This window comes from Plantactinospora solaniradicis (assembly GCF_042658085.1).
Taxonomy (GTDB): domain Bacteria; phylum Actinomycetota; class Actinomycetes; order Mycobacteriales; family Micromonosporaceae; genus Plantactinospora; species Plantactinospora solaniradicis.
The window spans coordinates 33701-51237 of sequence record NZ_JBHSPR010000007.1 but is presented as its reverse complement, the minus strand read 5'-3'; the positions used below and the strand labels follow the sequence as shown (position 1 = coordinate 51237).

The window sequence follows — 17537 nt, the reverse complement described above, 5'->3', positions numbered from 1 at the left end:
TCGGGTGTCAGGCGGTGCAGGGAGAGCCGTTCAGGGTCCACCCGGTGGGCGGCTGGTTGGTGCCGCCGTGGGTGCCCTGGAAGCCGAACGACGCGGTGCCGTTCGGGGCGATCGTGCTGTTGTGGCTTGCGTTCCGGGCGGTCACCGACGATCCGCTCTGCGTCACCGTGGCGTTCCAGCCGCTGGTCACCTGCTGGCCGTTCGTGAACGAGAAGGCCAGCGTCCAGCCGTTGACGGCGCTGGCGCCGGTGTTGGTCACGGTCACGTCGCCGGTGAACCCGGTGTTCCAGGAGTTGGCCGCGTACGCCACCCGGCAGGTGACGGTGCCGGCCGGCGGCGTCGTGGGTGGTGCCGTGGTGGGTGGGGCCGTGGTGGGTGGCGGCGTCGTCGGCGGCCCGGTGGTGGGCGGCGGTGTCGTGGGGCCGGTGCCGCCGGTGATGGCGAGCTCGTCGGAGGTGAACGTGCCGTGCGCCGGGTTGATGTCCGCCTCACCGCCGCCGCCGTCGCAGCTCCGGCTCGGGTTGAACATCAGGTACGTACCCGACGAGCAGCTTCCCCCGGTCGGCCCGGCCGGCGGCTCGGCGTCGCCGCCGATGATCGCGCTGCCGCCGATGGTGACCCCGCCGTGCACGATCGCGTTGCCCCTGACGACCGCGTTGCCGGTGACCGTACCGCCGTTGACCCAGGCGAGGTCCTCGATCCGGGCGTTGCCGCCGACCGTTCCACTGTAGACGGCGGCACGCGGCCCGACGTACGCCGTCGCGGCGACGTTCGCGTTACCGGCGACCCAGCCCCCGCCGTTGGCGTGCCAGCGTCCGCCGTTCGTGGCGGCCGGCTTCTGGTAACCGGGCTCGTGGCCGGACGGGATCGCACCGGAGATGCGGAACTCGTACGGGTAGCGGCGGTTCTTCGGCCAGCCGTCGAGGAAGGCGTACTTCGGCACCGAGCTGGCGGGTGTGCCGGTGACGACCAGGAACACGTCGCGTTCGCCGGGCTGGGTCTGGAAGCTGATCTGGCCGGAGGTGCCCTGGGTCAGTGGCCCGTACCGGGGTGTGCCGTTGCGTACCGCGACGAACCCGAAGGTCCAGCCGGTGGCACCGGTTTCCGCGTGCCCCTTCAGGTGCAGGCGAATCAGCGCACCGTCACTGTCCGGTACGAGCTGAACCTTGTTGTAGCCGTAGTCGGACGGTGCCATCGCGTCCGAGATGCGGTAGTGCCGGGCACCGGCGTTGACGGCTTCGACCGGCACACCCTTGTACGCGTTGAGGAAGCCGGCGCCGTACACGCTGTTGATGAACGGCATGAAGTCGGCGCGGTTCGTGTAGTCCCAGGTGACGTTGTGCTGGGCGTACTCGCCGATGCGCCGGTTGAGTTCGGCCTGGGTGATGCCGGTGATCCGCCGGTACACCTCCAGCGGATGTTCGGTGTTACGGGCCTCGTTCCAGATCCGGTTGAACATCGCGATGCCGTCGCGGTCCTTGATGTACTGCGGCAGCATCCAGGCGCCGTAGTGGTGCCGGGACGAGGAGTAGTACAGGTTCTCCGTGCGTAGCCAGCGGGTGAGGTCGCCGGCGGCCGTCCTGGGATAGACCTGCATCGCCATGAACTCGGCGCTGGCCTCCCAGAACGTGCCGGATGACGCGTGCGTGAAGCCCATCCCGGAGCGGCCGAGGAAGGTGTAGTTCTGGAAGACGTGCCCCAGTTCGTGCGCCAGACCCCAGGAACCGGGTTGTGCGGCGGCGGGTGCGATGTTGATGACGCCGACCCGACCGTCGGTCGAGCCGCCGGTCGCCCAGGCGTCGAGTGCGGTTCGGTTCCAGGTGCGCGTGACGATGACGATGATCTTGTGTTGAGCCAGCAGCCCGGTCTCCGTCGTGAACCTCATCGTGTTCACGTAGAAGGAGTACAGGGATTCGAGCTGACTGAGGATGTTGTCGGGGTCGAAGCGGAACTCGCTCGGCGCGCTCCTCGGGTCGGTACCCGACTTCTCGCCCCAGAGCAGGATGAAGTTGGCCGACTCCCTGGTGCGGTTCGTCGCCCAGGGCACCTCGCCGGTGCTCTGCCAGCGATCCGGAATCCAGACCGTCTTGGCGGCCGCTTCGGCGGGTGGGGTCAGTTGTGGTACGACCACCGGTGCCGTGCTGAGCACGACCAGCGCGAACACGGCCAGCCACCGGCGCCATCCGGATCGAGGTTTCATCGTCGCATCCCTACGTGTCTTCGGCAGGTACGGGGTATGGCCGCCGTGATCCCTGCCCGGATCAGGATGCGTAGTTGGGGCCAGCCACCACATTTTGAGCGGGGCGTACTGGCCTGTCAAGCGACGATTCTCGATGTAGCGGCCTGGCCTGCATCGATGAGACCGACCGGCCGCGCCGGCGGATCGTCGCCCGCCGTGTCGAAAGCCTTTCGAAAGCTTTCGGGGCCCAGTCCACATCATCTTCCATGGAACCCTTGACGCCACCGGAGTGGTACGCCTACATTCCGAAAAGGCTTTCGGCGGTCGTGGGCAAGCGACTGTCGTCGATGCCGAGGCTGCGGTGACACGCGCCCTACCTGGCAGTGGGGGCGGAAGGGCACCGCGCCCACCCACGGTCCCCGGCTGGTGGTTCCGACCTGCGCCCGGCTCGTCGGTCCACCAGCCGGTCCCTGGCCACGCGAGCCGACAGTGCAGCCGGTAAATAAGAATCATGCCTACCGGAATAGTAGGTGATGTGGTTCGGTTGGAGCAGGTGCGACGGTCGAGAGGAGACCTTCCCATGCCTGCCCACCGACCGGGGCGTGTGTTCCGGGCCGGGTTCGACGTGCCCGGATCCGATCGCCGCCTGACCACCATCGTCGGCGGGCCCGCGACGACCGAGGCACCTGCACGCATCCGCACCACCCGACGGCGATCCGCCTCGGAGCCGCGAGCCACAACCGGTCGGTGCACAGCGTTCCGCGACCACGTCAGAGCAGAAAGCTGAGCGGCGCCATGTCCGGTTCATCGCACCCGCTGCATCTCGCCGTCGCCCTGGACGGTGCGGGCTGGCATCCCGCGGCGTGGCGGGAACCGCGCGCCCGTCCGGCGGAACTGTTCACCGCCCGCTACTGATCCGAGCTGGTCGCCGAGGCGGAACGGGGCCTGCTGGACTTCGTCACGATCGACGACTCGCTCGGGCTGCAGTCGTCGCGCCACACGGAGCCGGACGGGCGTACCGACCAGGTGCGCGGGCGGCTCGACGCCGTACTGGTCGCCGCGCGGGTGGCCCCGCTGTCCCGGCACGTCGGCCTCGTACCCACGGCGGTGGTCACACACACCGAGCCGTTCCACATCTCCAAGGCCCCGCCCGCCGTGGGCGAGACCTCCGGGGTGAGCCGATGAGATTTCTGGTGCCGGCCGTCGGAGAAGGGTGACGCCATGACCGTTCCGCCACTTGCCGTACTCGACCTGGTCCCGATCTCCTCGGGGTCGACCGCCGCGGAGGCGTTACGCAACAGCATCGACCTCGCCCAGCAGACAGAACGCTTCGGTCCGGCGGCCGCCCCACCGGATCGAAGGCGGAACCGGCACTCGTCGGCGGCACGAGCGTGGTCGGCGGCCGGGCCCCGAACGGGTTGCTGATCCCGCCGAAGTTCTCCTTCGCCCACCTGCTCGCCTCGCCGCGCTTCGCCTTGCAGAGGGCCTTGCTGCAACTGCCCGGCGCCCAGTCGCGGAACTACACCGAACAGATCCGGGACATCCTCGACCTGCTCCAGGGCACGTACCGGTCGGCCGAGGGCGAGGAAGCCCACGTGGTGCCGGGCGAGGGGGCGCAGGTGCAGGTCTGGATCCTCGGCAGCAGCGGTGGCGAGAGCGCCAGTGTCGCCGGCGAGAACGGGCTTCGCTTCGCCGCCAACGACCACGTCAGTCCTGGCAGCGTCCTGGAAGCGGCCGAGGCGTACCGGGTGGCGTTCCGTCCGTCCGCGGAGCTGGACCGGCCCTACGTGAGCGTCTCGGCCGACGTGGTCGTCGCCGAGGACGCGGCGGTGGCCCGCGAGCTGGCGTCGGGCTACGGGCCGTGGGTACGCAGCATCCGGACCGCCGAGGGTGCCATTCCGTTTCCGACCCCGGCCGAGGCCCGGGCCCGTCACTGGAGCGACGCCGACCGCGAGTTGGTCGCCGACCGCGTCGACACCCAGTTCGTTGGTACGCCGGCCCGGGTCGCCGACCAGCTCGACCAACTGCGCGAGGCGACCGGCGCCGACGAGCTGATCATCACCACCGTCACCCATGACCACGCGGACCGGGTGAGGTCCTACCAGTTGCTCGCGCAGGAATGGCAGCGCCGGCACGGCTGACGAGCGGGCTCGCGGGCCCGACCCGGAGCGGACGCGAACGACGACCGGCAGGATGCTCGGCGTCCACCAGGAACAGGCGTGCCGGCAGTCCCGTCGACCAGTAGCAGCGACTCGTCGTGCTGGTCCAGGTTCCCCGGGATCTCGTACTCGCCGGTGGCCCGGTCCGCCGTCCCGCTGGTGGACGGCGGACCGGGCGGCGACCGGGAGCGAGGCGCCCGTCGTCGCCGGACAACCGCAGGGCACCGGGGTCGTTCAGGACAGGAAGGAGCCGTACCGACCGCTGAGGATCCGGTCCTTCTGCGCCTGGCTGAAGTGGGTGTTCGGGTAGTTGTAGAAGGATGCCGACATGGGCGTGCCGTCGGTGTAGGAAGAGTCCGGCAGGCCCAGGGCGTGGCCGAGTTCATGCACCATGCCGCCGTACCAGCGGTTCATGTTGCCGCCAAGGCCCGCCGCGCCATCGGCGTCGTGGCCGCTGAGGATGACCCAGCCGTTGCCGCCGCCACCCCCGGCGCCCTGGCCCTCCGCGCTGATCTCGCCGACGTTGATCCAGCGGCTGTCCGGCGCCCCCAACCCGAACTTGCGCCTGAGTTCGGCCTGCATGTTGCATACGGTCCACCAGTACTTGGCGCCGCAGGCCGGGGTGTTCTCGTACCATGCGCGTGCCTGGTCTCCGGTGACGACCTCGACGACCGGGTCGTTCAGCCGGAACGTCCTGCCGAGTTCCTGCCGGTAGTAGCGTTGCGCCTCACGCACCACGTTCGCGATGCCGTCCGGATACCGCTGGTCGTGCGGTACGTCGGCGGGCCTGAGCCAGAAGACCCGCACGGTCCCCGTCGGCGGAGCCGCGGACGCCGCTGGCGGAACGACGGTCGTTGCCGTGACGACGGTCGCCAGCACCACGCCCATCGCCATGCTGATGCGCCAGCCACGCCACCGTGCCCGGGATCGCTTCGGTTCGGTTGTTGTCATGCTCCTGTCCTCTCTGCTGCTGTGCCACGTCGGCCAAGCCGGAGCCAGCGGACGCGGAAGATGCGTCCTTTCGCGGTCCTGCGACATTCGGCGTCCCGGAGTCCGGCGACCGGCGCCGGCAGCGAGACGGGCCGACGGGGGCCACCCGACCGCATTGCTGGCCGGGAGACGAGAGCGCTGCCGGTACCCCGGCCGCAGGTCTCCGGTCTCATAACACACCATGATGGACGAAAACCTTTTCGGCAATACTTCGACAAAGATCGATGTCGAAAGCCTGATGGCGGCCGGGAAATACCATCCTGACAGCAACTGAATTCGTGTATATGGGCGTCGGGTTCCATCCGACGGACCTCTGCGGCGCGCCTCTACCTACCCTGATCTCGTCCGAAAGTTTTCGGTGACCGTACCCGGATGACGAAGCCACGGCTACCGGAACGCGGGCCCGATCCGGAAGTCGTCAGGCGGTCAGGCACGGTGCCTCGGCGGCGGCGGTTTGGCCGCAGGTGGCGAGGCTGCACCAGCGGCGCAGGCCCGCTTTGTCGAGGAACAGCCAGCCACACATCTCGTCGGGACAGACCCGGATGGTGAGGCGGCGCGGATCGGCCAGGAGTTCGGCGGCGCTCCACGCGGCCGCGTGGACGGGCAGTCGGATGCCGGCGGTGGGATTCGGCGACCATCGTCCGCAACCGTTGCTGTCGCGTCGAAACACCAAGGTCTTGGCGGCGGCCTCCGCGTGTCGCGCCACGGCGTCGAACGCCTGCTGGTCGTCCGGGCCGGTCAGGCAGGTGTACAGCCGGCTGCGCAGCGCGCGGGCCTCGTCGAGTACCGCCGTGGCCGTGTCCGGGTCGCACCGGGCGAGTTCGATGAGCAGGTCCACCGTGGCGTCCTCGACGAGTCCGACGTGGCCCGTCCACACGGCCAGGGTGCGGTACTCACGGAGCCACTCCGCGCCCGGCATCGGCGGTTCGTGCCCCCAACCGGCGAAGGTGTTGCAGAACTCCAGCGCCGGATGCCCGCCGACACTCCATGGCAGGCTTTCCGCGCGGACCCGCACCTCGTAGACGGGCCGGCTGGGGCGGTCGAGCGGGTGGTCGTCACGGAGGATCCGTTGGTGTACCTCGCGTAGCCGCATGCCCGGCTCGACCCCGAAATCTTCTCTCAGCGCCTGCCGGGTGCTCCGATAGAGTTGCAGCGCGTCGGCCTGCCGTCCGCCCCGGTACAGCCCGGTCATCAGGATGGCGACGAGCTGCTCCCGCGTGGGGTGCCGGGCGACCAGCGGAGGCAGCTCGTTGATCACCGAGGTGTGCCGCCCCAGAGCGAGCTGCGCCTCGGCCCGCAGTTCGATGCCGGTGAGCCGGAGTTCCTCGAGCGTGCCGTGCAACCGCTCCCGTAGTTCCCCGTCGGCGGTGTCGGCGAGGAACGGACCGCGCCAGAGGGCCAGCGCCTGGTCGACCAGGCGCACCCGCGCTGTCGGGTCGGTGGCGCGACTCGCCTGGTAGGCGAGCCGGCTGAACTCGTCGACGTCGACATGGTGCCCGTCTCGCTCCACCAGGTAGCCGTCGCCGCTGGTACGGATCCGTGCCCCGTACGGCGCCAGCGACGCGCGAAGCCGGCCGATGTAGGTGTGCACGGCGCTGCGCGCCGAGGTGGGTGGGCGACCGTTCCAGAGCAGCTCGATAAGGCGGCCGGTGCTGACCAGGCGACCCATGTCGAGCAGAAGGACAGCCAGGATGCACCGCTCTTGCCGTCGGCTGCCGAGCTCGACGAGCTGGCCGTGGTGGCGGGCCTCGAAGGGACCGAGTAGTCGAAATTCCACGTCAGGTGTAACTCCTCGGCGCCCGCCGTTGGTTGTCGGGGCTGGTGATGCACTGGTGAGCCCTGCGGGCCGGGATGTGGCCGCAGCCGCCCGTCGGACGACCCTGCCGGCCGCTCGACGGTGAGAACGTGGTCAGCGGCGTCGGTAATGCTCGTCGGGTTCGATGGTCTGACGATGCGGAGTAGGTATGAACTGGAAGAAGAAGGTTGGCGCCGTCCTGGCGGCGGTTGTTGCCGTCACGAGCCTGTCCGACGCGACCCCGGCCGCGGCCGACGGCAGAACGCACGGCGGTTGGATCCCCGCGCCCCAGGAGGCGTTCGAACAGCCAGCCGGGGCGCGGTGCGACTTTCCTGTCCGCGTCCAACCGGTCGTGGACGAGGTCCGTAAGCTGGTGCTGGCGGAGTACCCGGACGGTTCGCCCCGGCGCGAGCTGTACACCGGTGCCCTCGTCGACGAGGTGACGAACCTCGACACCGGTGCTGTCACGAGGGTCGACGCGAGCGGCACCTCGCTGGTGGAGTACGCCGCCGATGGTTCGATGACCTGGTACGCGACCGGACCCGTGCTGCTCGGCTTTCGGGAGAACGCCGGCTCGCTGCCGCGTGGCATCTGGATCGTCGACGGGGTGTACGTCGTCGAGTTCGATCCCACCTACGTCCACAAGACCATCACCATGGTCCGCGGCACGACGCACAACGTGTGCACCGACGTCAGCTAGGCGTTCTGTGGGGCGAGTCTGTCGGACGGGGTCGGTAATCTCCGGTCCGTGACCGCACCTGGAGACGTCCCACCCATGGTCCTCGACCAGCTCCGACGGGTCTGCCTCGGGTTTCCGGAAACCTACGAGGAGCCCGCGTGGGTGGGCGTCCGTTGGCGGGTCCGCAACCGGACCTTCGCCCACGTGCTCACCGTCGATCCCGACCACCAGATGGCGTACGCCCGGGCCGTCCGGACCGACGATCCGGTCTGCGTGATGACGTTCCGGTCGCCGGGCGACGAGATAGAGGGGCTCGTCAAGAGTGGCCACCCGTTCTACAAGCCCGGCTGGGGCGCCGACGTCGTGGGCATGGTGCTCGACGATGGCGTCGACTGGGAAGAGGTCGCCGAGTTGCTCACCGAGAGCTATTGCGTACTGGCGCCGAAGAAGCTGGCCGCCCGGATCGACCGGCCATCCGGCCCGGTCGAACGCGGGTAGCGGGGTCCGTGATGTGGCGTCTATCCGCTCGGCGAAGCCCGCAGTAACATCCGTTGTACTCGATGTGCGGTGGGGGTGGGCCGGTGCGTCGCCTTAGCGCGTTCCTGATTCTGTCCGTGTTGGCCTCGGTGCTCGTGCTACCTGGTAGCGCGGCGGCAGCCGGGTACATAGGCGCCCTCACCATCGCCCCGAACTGGGTGTGGGACGGTGCGACCACGGAGGGGACGGTGACACTCCAGTACCCCGACACCGTGGACAACACCGTGGTGATCTTCAGCGGTGACACCTCGGTCGCGACCGTACCGGGGACCACGGTCATCCCCGCCGGTGCCACCAGCGTGACCTTTCCGATCGCCACGAACGCCTCGGCCCCGGAGACGATCGTGCAGATCACCGCGGCGGTCAGTGGAATTCCACGATCGGCGTACCTGACGGTGAACGCCGCGACCCCGAGTGGGCCGTCCCTGTCCGGGCTGTCCATCACCCCGACCTCCATCGTCGCCGGACAGAACGCGACCGCCACGGCGACCTTCACCGGTGCGCTGCGGGATGGAACGGTGGTGCGGTTCACCAGCAGCGACCCGACCGTGGCTCAGGTCCCGACCCAGGCCAGCCTGAGCGCCAACCGGTCCAGTACGACGTTCAACCTGGCCACCAGTGCGGTCACCGCGCCCACGACCGTCACGATCACCGCCTCCTGGTACGTGATAACACGTACCGCGACCATCACCGTCGCCCCCGGCACCCCACCGCCGGCCGACATCGTGCGGATCACCAAGGCCCAGTACAACAAGTCCAGGATCCTCACCATCGAGGCGACCGGCAGCGATCCGAACGCGATCCTGAGCGTCTACAGCGCCGGCGGCGGTTTCCTGTTCTCGTTGACCAACAATGGCAACGGCCGGCACTCCGACCAGCGCGGCTGGCGGACCAGCGCACCGGAACAGATCACCGTCCGCAGCAACTTCGGCGGCACGGCCGAATCAGTGGTGGCGCGGGTCTGACGGCGCGGGCCCTCGCCTAGTGCCACGTCAGGCAACGTTTGCCCTGTCCGCTACCGGCACCTCGGGGCGATGTCCCCTGTCGATATGTCCGCGCGTTCGGGGGCACGGCCAGCGCGGGGCGACGCGACCCCGAGCCGTCGTTCCGTCGCGAGGCAGCGACCAACGTGCCAGGACAAATCACGTCAAGCCGGAGCTCGCGTGGCTCGGTATCGCAGGGCGATCGCCCCCGACCGGAACGCATGGCGGTCCACGAGCTCGAGCTGGATGCGCTCGCGCAGACCGGCGAGCAACGTCGGCCCGTGTCCGGCAAGGACCGGCTGCACAAGGAACTCGTACTCGTCGATCAGTCCCAGATCTGCCAACGCCAGGGGGAGCGTCACGCCGCCCACCCACAGGCCCTCGCCTGGCTCCTGCTTGAGCCGCTGAACCGCTTGCCCCAAGTCGCCTCGCACCAGCTCGGCATTCCAATCGACCCCGCTCAGCGTGCTCGACACGACGTACTTCTTCGCCCGGTCGATGGTCTCGGCGAACGGGATCTGCCACTCATTCATCCAGTCAGGCCACGTGCCCGTGGCCGGCTTCCGCCACGCCGACTCCATCATCTCGTAGGTCACCCGGCCGAACAGCAGGGCATCGGCTCGTTCCATCTCAGCGGTCCAGTGGCGCATCGACTCCTCGTCCGGCGGGAGCCCTGCCTCGTGATGGCAGCAGCCGTCGAGCGTGACGTTGATCGAGTATCGAAGTGGTCTCATCTCGTTGCTCTCCCTTGATGCGCGCCCCGCGTTCACCGGTCCATATTTAGACGACTGCCGGCGCCATTTCTCATCGGCGCCCCGATCGCACCTACTCAACACCGTCGTGATGCGAACCAGACCGCAGACCGAGCGCGCGACCGATTCGGCGCTCGGGGCGTTCAGGTTCGCAACCGGACGGCGCCCATAACGCTCGACTTCGATGCACGGTGCCACGCCGCCCTACCGCCGGCTCAGGGTCAACGACGAACGTCGCAAACGTTGCCTGACGCGGCACTGGGTCCAGGCCGAGCGGGAATCGACGGCCGGAGCGACGGTGGCCGGATGGCCGAGGTCTCTCCGGCCGTCGGAGTTTCCGAGGCGGGCGGCGGTTGCCGAGGTGAGCGGCGGTCCTACGCGTTCAGGGCGGCGTCCTCCTCCGGCGTGAGCATCCGGGACCGGATCAGGAAGCGCACGCCCTCGGGCGCCTCCAACGAGAACCCGCCGCCCCGCCCCGGCACCACGTCGACGGTGAGGTGAGTGTGGCGCCAGGTCTCGAACTGCGCCCTCGACATCCAGAACGTGACCGGTGCCGCCACCCCGTCGACCCGCAGGGCGGCGAGTTGGATGTCGGACGCGCCGGTCCGGAACTCGCCCTGTACGTAGCACATTGGCGAACTGCCGTCGCAGCAGCCGCCGGACTGGTGGAACATCAACGGGCCGTGTACGCCGGACAGGGTGCGGAGCAGTTCCGCCGCCGCGTCGGTGACGGCCACCCGGGAGATGTCGGTGGTCGGCATGGCCTAGAAGAGTCCCAGCTTCTTGGCCGAGTAGCTGACCAGGAGGTTCTTGGTCTGCTGATAGTGGTCGAGCATCATCTTGTGGTTCTCCCGCCCGATGCCGGAGCCCTTGTATCCACCGAAGGCCGCGTGTGCGGGATAGGCGTGGTAGCAGTTCGTCCAGACCCGACCGGCCTGGATCGCCCGCCCGGCCCGGTACGCGGTGTTGCCGTCGCGGGTCCAGACGCCCGCGCCGAGCCCGTACAGGGTGTCGTTGGCGATCTTGATCGCGTCGTCGAAGTCGGCGAACGGCGCCACCGACACCACGGGGCCGAAGATCTCCTCCTGGAAGACGCGCATCGAGTTGTTGCCCTGGAAGATCGTCGGCTGGACGTAGTATCCGCCGGAGAGCTCACCGGCCATGTCGGCCCGCGCGCCACCGGTGAGGACCTTCGCGCCCTCCTTCGTGCCGATGTCCAGGTAGGACAGGATCTTCTCCAATTGGTCGTTCGACGCCTGCGCGCCGATCATCGTGCTCAGGTCGAGCGGATGACCACTCACGATCTGTTCGGTGCGGGCCACCGCGGCGTCTAGGAAGTCCTGGTAGTGGCCCTGCTGGATCAGCGCCCGTGACGGACAGGTGCAGACCTCACCCTGGTTGAGGGCGAACATCGTGAAGCCCTCGAGGGCCTTGTCGTAGAAGTCGTCGTGGACCGAGCTGACGTCGGCGAAGAAGATGTTCGGGCTCTTGCCGCCGAGTTCGAGGGTGACGGGTTTGATGTTCTCGCTGGCGTACTGCATGATCAGTCGCCCGGTGGTGGTCTCACCGGTGAAGGCGACCTTCGCCACCCGTGGGCTGGCGGCCAGGGGCTTGCCGGCCTCGATGCCGAACCCGTTGACGATGTTGACCACGCCCGGCGGCAGCAGGTCCGCGACCAGGCTCATCCAGTAGTGGATTGACGCCGGGGTCTGCTCGGCGGGCTTGAGAACCACGGCGTTGCCGGCGGCCAGCGCCGGGGCGAGCTTCCAGGTGGCCATCAGGATCGGGAAGTTCCACGGGATGATCTGGGCCACCACCCCGAGCGGCTCGTGGAAGTGGTACGCGACGGTGTCGTCGTCGAGTTCGGCCAGCGAGCCCTCCTGGGCGCGGATCGCGCCGGCGAAGTACCGGAAGTGGTCGATCGCCAGGGGGATGTCGGCGGCCAGGCACTCCCGGATCGGCTTGCCGTTCTCCCACGTCTCGGCCACGGCGAGGGCCTCGAGGTTGGCCTCCATCCGGTCGGCGATCCGGTTCAGGATGTTCGCGCGTTCCCCGGCGGAGGTACGGCCCCAACCGGGTGCGGCGCCGTGTGCCGCGTCGAGGGCCCGTTCGACGTCCTCGGCGGTACCGCGCGCGATCTCGCAGAAGGGCTGCCCGGTGACCGGAGTCGGGTTCTCGAAGTACCGGCCGAGCGCGGGCGCGACGTATTCTCCGCCGATCCAGTGGTCGTAGCGGGACTGATAGTTCAGCTTGGCGCCGGGTGTGCCGGGCGCCGTAAAGTCGGTCATGGGGGTGACCTCCGTCGGCTGGTGCCGTCCCGGTCGGACGGTCAGGCATGGATGGCGGTCACGTTAGTTTCGGTGACGTTGCATGAATGTTGCGTCGGTGGGGGAGGCCGTACTCCGTGCGGAGCTGGCGGCACCGCTCCTCGGCAATCGTGCGGTGCGTCGACGGGTACGCCGCAATCCGCTCCAGCCACTCCCACACCCGCAGGTCGTCGAAGCCGTGCCGGTCGGCCCAGCCGCGTACCAGGTCCGGGTCGGTGCAGGCGAGTACGGCGGCGCACAGCCGGGTGTGGAGCCAGTTCCGCTGCTCGACCACACCCGGTGCCTCCGAGTTCGGCAGCAGCGGACCGTGGTAGCCGCCGAGCGCGCGGCGCAGATCGTCGGCGCGCAACGCCGAGACGACGTCGAGGAAGTCGGCGCCACCCGCGCCCACCAGCCGGTACGGGCGGGAGGCGAGCCGGTCGCCGATGAGGCGGCGTAGCCGGGTCAACTCCACCCGTAGTGTCGTGGAGTTGGCCGGTCCGTCGTACAGGGCCGAGGCGAGCTGGTCGCCGGTCATCCCGTCCGGACTCAGCATCAGCAGGACCATGATTTCGGTGTGCCGGCGGTGCAGCCGGACGTCACGACCGTCCAGCCGCAGCAGCCCTTCGTCCCGGCCCAGTGCCGAGAGTCGGGGCGGGCCGGCGCCCGGCAGCCACAGACCCGACGGCCGCCGGGCCAACTCGGACTCGGCGGCACGGGCCGCGGCGCGGACGAGCGCGAGGCTCAGTGGGTTCGCCACCCCGTCATCGCCGGTGATGTCGACGACCCCGAGCGGTCGGCCGGTTGCCGGATCATGGATCGGCGCCGCCGAGCAGGTCCACGCCTGGACCGCGGGCCGGAAGTGCTCGGTGGCGAAGATCTGGACCTCGTGGTCGAGTGCCAACGCCGTACCGGGCGCGTTGGTGCCGGCGTGCTCCTCGTCCCAGAGCGCGCCTTCGACGAAGTTCATCCGCTCGGCCCGGGCCCGGGCGACCGGATGACCTTCCACCCACATCAGTCGGCCGTCGGCGTCCGAGACCGCCATCAGGTGCTCGCCCTCCTCGGCCACGGTGCCGACGAGTTGGCGGAGCAGCCCGATCACCGACGCCAGCGGGTGCCGGGACCGGTAGCCGGACAGGTCCTCGTCGACGAGCGTGACCGGGGCGTCGCCCGCCTGCTCGACCCGGGCGTCCGCCGACCGCAGCCACGACTGGGCAACCACCGGCCGTACGGCGTCGACGCCGCTCAACGCGTGCGTGGAGACGAAGGCCGAATGTGCCCGTCCGATCTCGCGGGCCCGCGTCAGCGGGTCCGTTCCGACCTCGGCGAGCCATGCGTTGCCCATGCCCTCCCGCCATCGACAGGTATCCCCTTGATACTCACCCCGTCGTCACCCCGGCGCAACGCCGGGCGGCCGCACCGGTGAGCTGGGGGTCACCGGGGCCACCCGATGGTGAGCAGGGCCACCTCGTCGTCCCGGAGCCCGAGGTTGCGGACCGGCCACATAATGATCTTCGTGCGCCCCTCCGCTCTCCTCCGGGTCTGCCTCGCCGGGGCGGCCCTGGCCGGCGTCCTGGCCACCGTGGCGGGACTGCTGATTACCTGGGATCGCACCTGGCCGCGCCTGGACGTCCTCGGACCGTTCGGCCTCACGATCGTGGCGAGCGTCGGGTGGTGGCTGTTGGCGGTCCGGGCCGGTCCCGCCGACGGCGCACCCCAGGGGATCGGCTGGTGGCCCGCCCGGCGCCGGATCGTCGCCGACACGGTGCTGGTCCTCGGCGGGGTCTGCGCGCTGTCGCTGCCCTGGGCAGCCAGCGCCACACCGTCGGAACTGGTCACGCTCCGGCAGGCCGATCCGGACATCTACGAGGCGGAGGTCGCCGCGCTGGGTCCGGTCGTCTCGCACCACGCGAGAGGTCCGGACTGGTACGAGGCCCAGGTGACCGTACGGCTGACCGATTCGATCCGGCCGACCCGGTCGATCACGGAGCGGGTGGCGTTCGACCGGTATCCCCAGCAGGGGCAGATCGTCTACGTGCTGTACTCCGCGACGGAGCCGACCGCCGGTGCCGTCATCGACGAGGACGCGGACGAATTGGCCGAGCTGCTGGTCGGGGGCGTACCCGACTGGTTCCTCGGCCTGCTGTCGTGCGGGATCGCGATGATCCTGGTCCTCGCGTACCGGTCCGGGCCACCGGGAGGTTGGCGGGCCCAGGCGAGACTGCGCCGCGTGCTTCTCCACGGGAGCGAGCCGGCGATCGTGCTCACCGGCCGGCTCGAAGAAGCCTCGGTCCGGACCGACGAGTCCGGCACCCTGCCGGCCGAGTTCAACGGGCCCGAGGCGAGAGGCACCATCCACTTCGACGGTTCGTTCGACCTCGCCCGGCTTCGCCAGGAGTTTCCCGGCGCGGTGACGTTGTGCTGGTTGCCCGGGACGGCGCGGGCGCGGTGGCGCCGGCTGCACGCGGCGGTACTGGTCAGCGACACCGGCCGGTACGCCCCGGTGGGTATCCGGAACCTGCCGCCGGTCCGGGACACCCGGCCGGGACCGGTGCTCGGGCCACCCGTCGGGCCCTTCCAGTGGGCCGCCGGACGGGTCGGATCGGTACTCGTGCTGGTCGGGATTCTGACGGCCGGCGTTCTCTGCTCCGGCGTATTCACTCCGACGTCCCGTGACCCGGGCGTCGGTTCGACAACGCGGCGTCGCTGGAGCGGCTCCAGCTTCCCAATCTCCAGTGCTGCCTGCTGCTCGTACCGCTGATCGGGCTGGTCTACTGTCTGGGCGGGGCGCGGTCCGGCGACCGGCCGGTGCCCGATCCGGCGCTGTCCGGCCGGCCGCTGCCCACCCTGCCGCTGCCCAGCCTGCCGCTGCCCGTACCGCCGCAGCCGGGTCCACCGTCCGCGCCGCCAGCCGGTCCCGCGCCGCCTGGTCCGCCGCCGCCGGTCGGTCCCGGCTGACGGACGGGTGGGCGAACCGGTGGTGGATCCGCCGCCGCTGGTCAGCCGGTGGCGGTGCCGTGCAGCACCAGGGCCCAGAGCAGGCAGCCGAAGGCGGCGGTGGAGGCCACCGCCCGAACGAGGTTGTACGCCACCCACCGGGCCTCGAAGCGGTCACGGACGGTCGCGAGGTCGGTGTGCTGATCGGGGTCACCCGCAGCCTCGAGCTGGTTGTTGAGGGGGACGTTGAGACCCATGGTGATGCCGAACATCACCAGGTACAGCAGCAACCCGGCGGCGATCCACGGCAGGGCCCGGCGCAGGTCACCGCTCAAGTGGGTGGCCAGGGCCACGATCGCCAGCGCCGGGGCGCCCAGGAAACCGCTCAGGAACCAGCCGTTGATGATCGCCCTGTTGATCTGCTGCATCGTGACGACCAACGTCCGGTCGTCGGCACGCCGGAGAGCGGGCATCACGGCGTACGCGAAGCTGGTGAAGAGTCCGGCCATCAGACCCGTGGTCAGTGTGGCGGCGATCAGCGACAGGGCTCCGACCAGTTCCACGTCCCGCTCCCGTTCCAGATCCGTTGCTGGTTCCGGCCTGCGCCGGGGGCCCTGTCCCACGGACCGGTCCGGCTCAGAGTCTCCCAGGTGGGCGACCCGGACCGCCGACCCGTCCGGCGGAGCCCGACGAAGGGGGCGGCGAGTTGGGCTGAGGCGAGTTCGGGTATCCATCAGATTCTATGCGTGGCCTTGACGGCCATCGTTGTTAGCGCTAACACTGGCACCGAACCGCCCGGCCCCGGTGTCGGCGGAAGCCCAGGGAACCCTGGCGTCCAGCAACCGAAGGTGGCGGAGATGGCGCGCTCCCGGACCCGATCCCGATGGACTCCGCTGGTCGCGGCGGCACTGCTGCTGACCATCGGCGCCGCCGTACCGGCGGCCCCGGTCCAGGCCGCGGCGCCGCCGCCCGGACAGGTCACCCGATACACCATGACGGCATTCACCAACAGCAGCGAGTCCAACATGTACGTCTACGAGTCGCCGGACGCGACCGGCTTCCGGCTGCTGCGCGGCCCGGCGTACACCCCGCCGTCCGGACTGATCCGGGACCCGAGCATCATTCGGCACACCGACGGCCGGTACTACATCGTCTACACGACGAACTGGACCGGGAACACGATCGGATTCGCCACCAGCACCGACCGGGTGAACTGGACCTTCCTCCGCAACCACACCATCCCCCTGACGGTGCAGAACACCTGGGCGCCGGAGTGGTTCGTGGACACCGACGGGAGCGTCAACGTCATCGTGTCGCTCTCCACCAACGGGGCCGACTTCAAGCCGTACCGCCTGCGGGCGACCAACGCGGCGCTCACCGCGTTCAGCGCGCCCGCCGTACTCGCCGGAATCGGCCCGAACTACATAGACACCTTCGTGGTCAAGGTCGGCGGCACGTACCACGCGTTCACCAAGCAGGAGACCACCAAGTTCATCGAGTACGCCACGGCGACGAGCCTGACCGGGCCGTACACGATGCGCCGGACCGGGAACTGGGCCGGCTGGGGAGGTCCCCGGGAGGGTCAGGCGCTGGTGCCGCTGGACAACGGGGGCTGGCGGATCTTCTTCGACGGCTACACCGTCGGGCAGTACCTGTTCAGCGACAGCTACGACGGCTTCGCCACCTGGACCGCACCGAGCCAGCTCCCCGGGCTGTCCGGCTTCGCCCGACACTTCACGGTGCTCAGGGAGACCGTTCCCGGCGGGGTCACCCTGCCGCTGAACAGCGCCCGCTCGTTCCAGTCGGTGAACTTCCCGGACCGCTACGTCCGGCACCGGGACTACCTGGGGTACGTCGAACCGGTCTCCGCGGCCAGTCCCGCGCAGACCCGGCAGGACGCCACCTTCACGGTGGTGGCCGGGCTGGCCGATCCGAACTGCTACTCGTTCACCGACACGGGCGGCCGGTACCTGCGCCACTACGACTTCCGGCTCCGGCTGGACCCGAGCGACGGCACCGCGATCTTCCGGGGTGACGCCACCTTCTGCGCCCGGCCGGGCTCGGTCTCCGGCTCGGTGGCGCTGGAGTCGTACAACAATCCGGGTCGGTACCTGCGGCACTACAACTACGAACTGCGGGTGGACTGGTACGCCGACAACGCCACCTTCCGGGCGGACAGCTCGTTCCGGCCCACGACCCCCTGGGCCTGAGCCCCGGGCC

16 protein-coding genes are annotated in these 17537 nt (G+C 69.6%); 8 read left to right on the top strand and 8 right to left on the bottom strand.

The genetic code is table 11. The features are described 5' to 3' along the window. Window positions 1–7: 7 nt before the first annotated feature. Window positions 8–2200 carry a DUF6055 domain-containing protein gene (locus ACFP2T_RS06320; RefSeq protein ID WP_377418371.1) on the bottom strand — a complete coding sequence of 731 codons (2193 nt, stop codon included), beginning with the start codon at window positions 2198–2200 and terminating at the stop codon, window positions 8–10. 1005 nt (window positions 2201–3205) lie between these two features. Here ACFP2T_RS06320 and ACFP2T_RS06315 point away from each other — a divergent pair. Genes ACFP2T_RS06315 through ACFP2T_RS06305 form a run of 3 tightly spaced genes read left to right on the top strand, consistent with a single transcriptional unit; the run spans window position 3206 to window position 4320 of the window. Then, entirely contained in the window at window positions 3206–3364 is a 159-nt protein-coding gene (locus tag ACFP2T_RS06315) for a hypothetical protein (RefSeq protein WP_377418368.1), read from the top strand. Window positions 3365–3400: 36 nt separating this feature from the next. Continuing rightward, window positions 3401–3604: a hypothetical protein gene (locus tag ACFP2T_RS06310; protein WP_377418365.1), complete on the top strand. Its 204-nt coding sequence runs from the start codon at window positions 3401–3403 to the stop codon at window positions 3602–3604. Continuing rightward, window positions 3571–4320, top strand: a complete 750-nt coding sequence (locus ACFP2T_RS06305) for an LLM class flavin-dependent oxidoreductase (protein ID WP_377418362.1) — start codon at window positions 3571–3573, stop codon at window positions 4318–4320. Before ACFP2T_RS06310 ends, ACFP2T_RS06305 begins: the two co-directional genes overlap by 34 nt. A 252-nt stretch (window positions 4321–4572) precedes the next feature. Here ACFP2T_RS06305 and ACFP2T_RS06300 read toward each other — a convergent pair whose 3' ends face one another. Beyond that, a complete protein-coding gene (locus ACFP2T_RS06300) occupies window positions 4573–5289 on the bottom strand; it encodes a zinc metalloprotease (RefSeq protein WP_377418359.1) in 717 nt (238 codons plus the stop codon). Between the two features lie 457 nt (window positions 5290–5746). Then, window positions 5747–7105, bottom strand: a complete 1359-nt coding sequence (locus ACFP2T_RS06295; protein ID WP_377418356.1) for a BTAD domain-containing putative transcriptional regulator — start codon at window positions 7103–7105, stop codon at window positions 5747–5749. Between the two features lie 187 nt (window positions 7106–7292). On the opposite strand from ACFP2T_RS06295, the gene ACFP2T_RS06290 reads away from it, so the two are divergent. The 3 genes from ACFP2T_RS06290 (at window position 7293) to ACFP2T_RS06280 (ending at window position 9304) form a co-directional block, all read left to right on the top strand. Next, a complete protein-coding gene (locus ACFP2T_RS06290) occupies window positions 7293–7823 on the top strand; it encodes a hypothetical protein (protein ID WP_377418353.1) in 531 nt (176 codons plus the stop codon). A gap of 48 nt (window positions 7824–7871) precedes the next feature. After that, entirely contained in the window at window positions 7872–8300 is a 429-nt protein-coding gene (locus ACFP2T_RS06285; protein WP_377418350.1) for an MmcQ/YjbR family DNA-binding protein, read from the top strand. An 83-nt stretch (window positions 8301–8383) separates the two neighbouring features. Then, a complete protein-coding gene (locus tag ACFP2T_RS06280; RefSeq protein WP_377418347.1) occupies window positions 8384–9304 on the top strand; it encodes a hypothetical protein in 921 nt (306 codons plus the stop codon). Window positions 9305–9486: 182 nt separating this feature from the next. Here the strand turns inward: ACFP2T_RS06280 and ACFP2T_RS06275 are convergent, their stop codons facing one another. The 4 genes from ACFP2T_RS06275 to ACFP2T_RS06260 all read right to left on the bottom strand — a co-directional run bounded on the left by ACFP2T_RS06275 (window position 9487) and on the right by ACFP2T_RS06260 (window position 13725). Beyond that, window positions 9487–10272, bottom strand: a complete 786-nt coding sequence (locus ACFP2T_RS06275) for a dihydrofolate reductase family protein (RefSeq protein ID WP_377418345.1) — start codon at window positions 10270–10272, stop codon at window positions 9487–9489. A gap of 176 nt (window positions 10273–10448) precedes the next feature. Beyond that, a complete protein-coding gene (locus ACFP2T_RS06270) occupies window positions 10449–10835 on the bottom strand; it encodes a DUF779 domain-containing protein (RefSeq protein ID WP_377418342.1) in 387 nt (128 codons plus the stop codon). A 3-nt stretch (window positions 10836–10838) separates the two neighbouring features. After that, a complete protein-coding gene (gene exaC, locus ACFP2T_RS06265) occupies window positions 10839–12362 on the bottom strand; it encodes an acetaldehyde dehydrogenase ExaC (RefSeq protein WP_377418339.1) in 1524 nt (507 codons plus the stop codon). Between the two features lie 58 nt (window positions 12363–12420). Continuing rightward, window positions 12421–13725: a GAF domain-containing protein gene (locus tag ACFP2T_RS06260; RefSeq protein ID WP_377418336.1), complete on the bottom strand. Its 1305-nt coding sequence runs from the start codon at window positions 13723–13725 to the stop codon at window positions 12421–12423. 171 nt (window positions 13726–13896) lie between these two features. On the opposite strand from ACFP2T_RS06260, the gene ACFP2T_RS06255 reads away from it, so the two are divergent. Next, on the top strand, window positions 13897–15141 hold the full coding sequence (locus ACFP2T_RS06255) for a hypothetical protein (protein ID WP_377418334.1): 1245 nt from the start codon (window positions 13897–13899) through the stop codon (window positions 15139–15141). 238 nt (window positions 15142–15379) lie between these two features. On the opposite strand, the gene ACFP2T_RS06250 is transcribed toward ACFP2T_RS06255, so the two are convergent. Beyond that, entirely contained in the window at window positions 15380–15880 is a 501-nt protein-coding gene (locus tag ACFP2T_RS06250; protein ID WP_377418331.1) for an anthrone oxygenase family protein, read from the bottom strand. A 294-nt stretch (window positions 15881–16174) separates the two neighbouring features. On the opposite strand from ACFP2T_RS06250, the gene ACFP2T_RS06245 reads away from it, so the two are divergent. After that, on the top strand, window positions 16175–17527 hold the full coding sequence (locus tag ACFP2T_RS06245) for a glycoside hydrolase family 43 protein (RefSeq protein ID WP_377418329.1): 1353 nt from the start codon (window positions 16175–16177) through the stop codon (window positions 17525–17527). Window positions 17528–17537 lie beyond the last annotated feature (10 nt).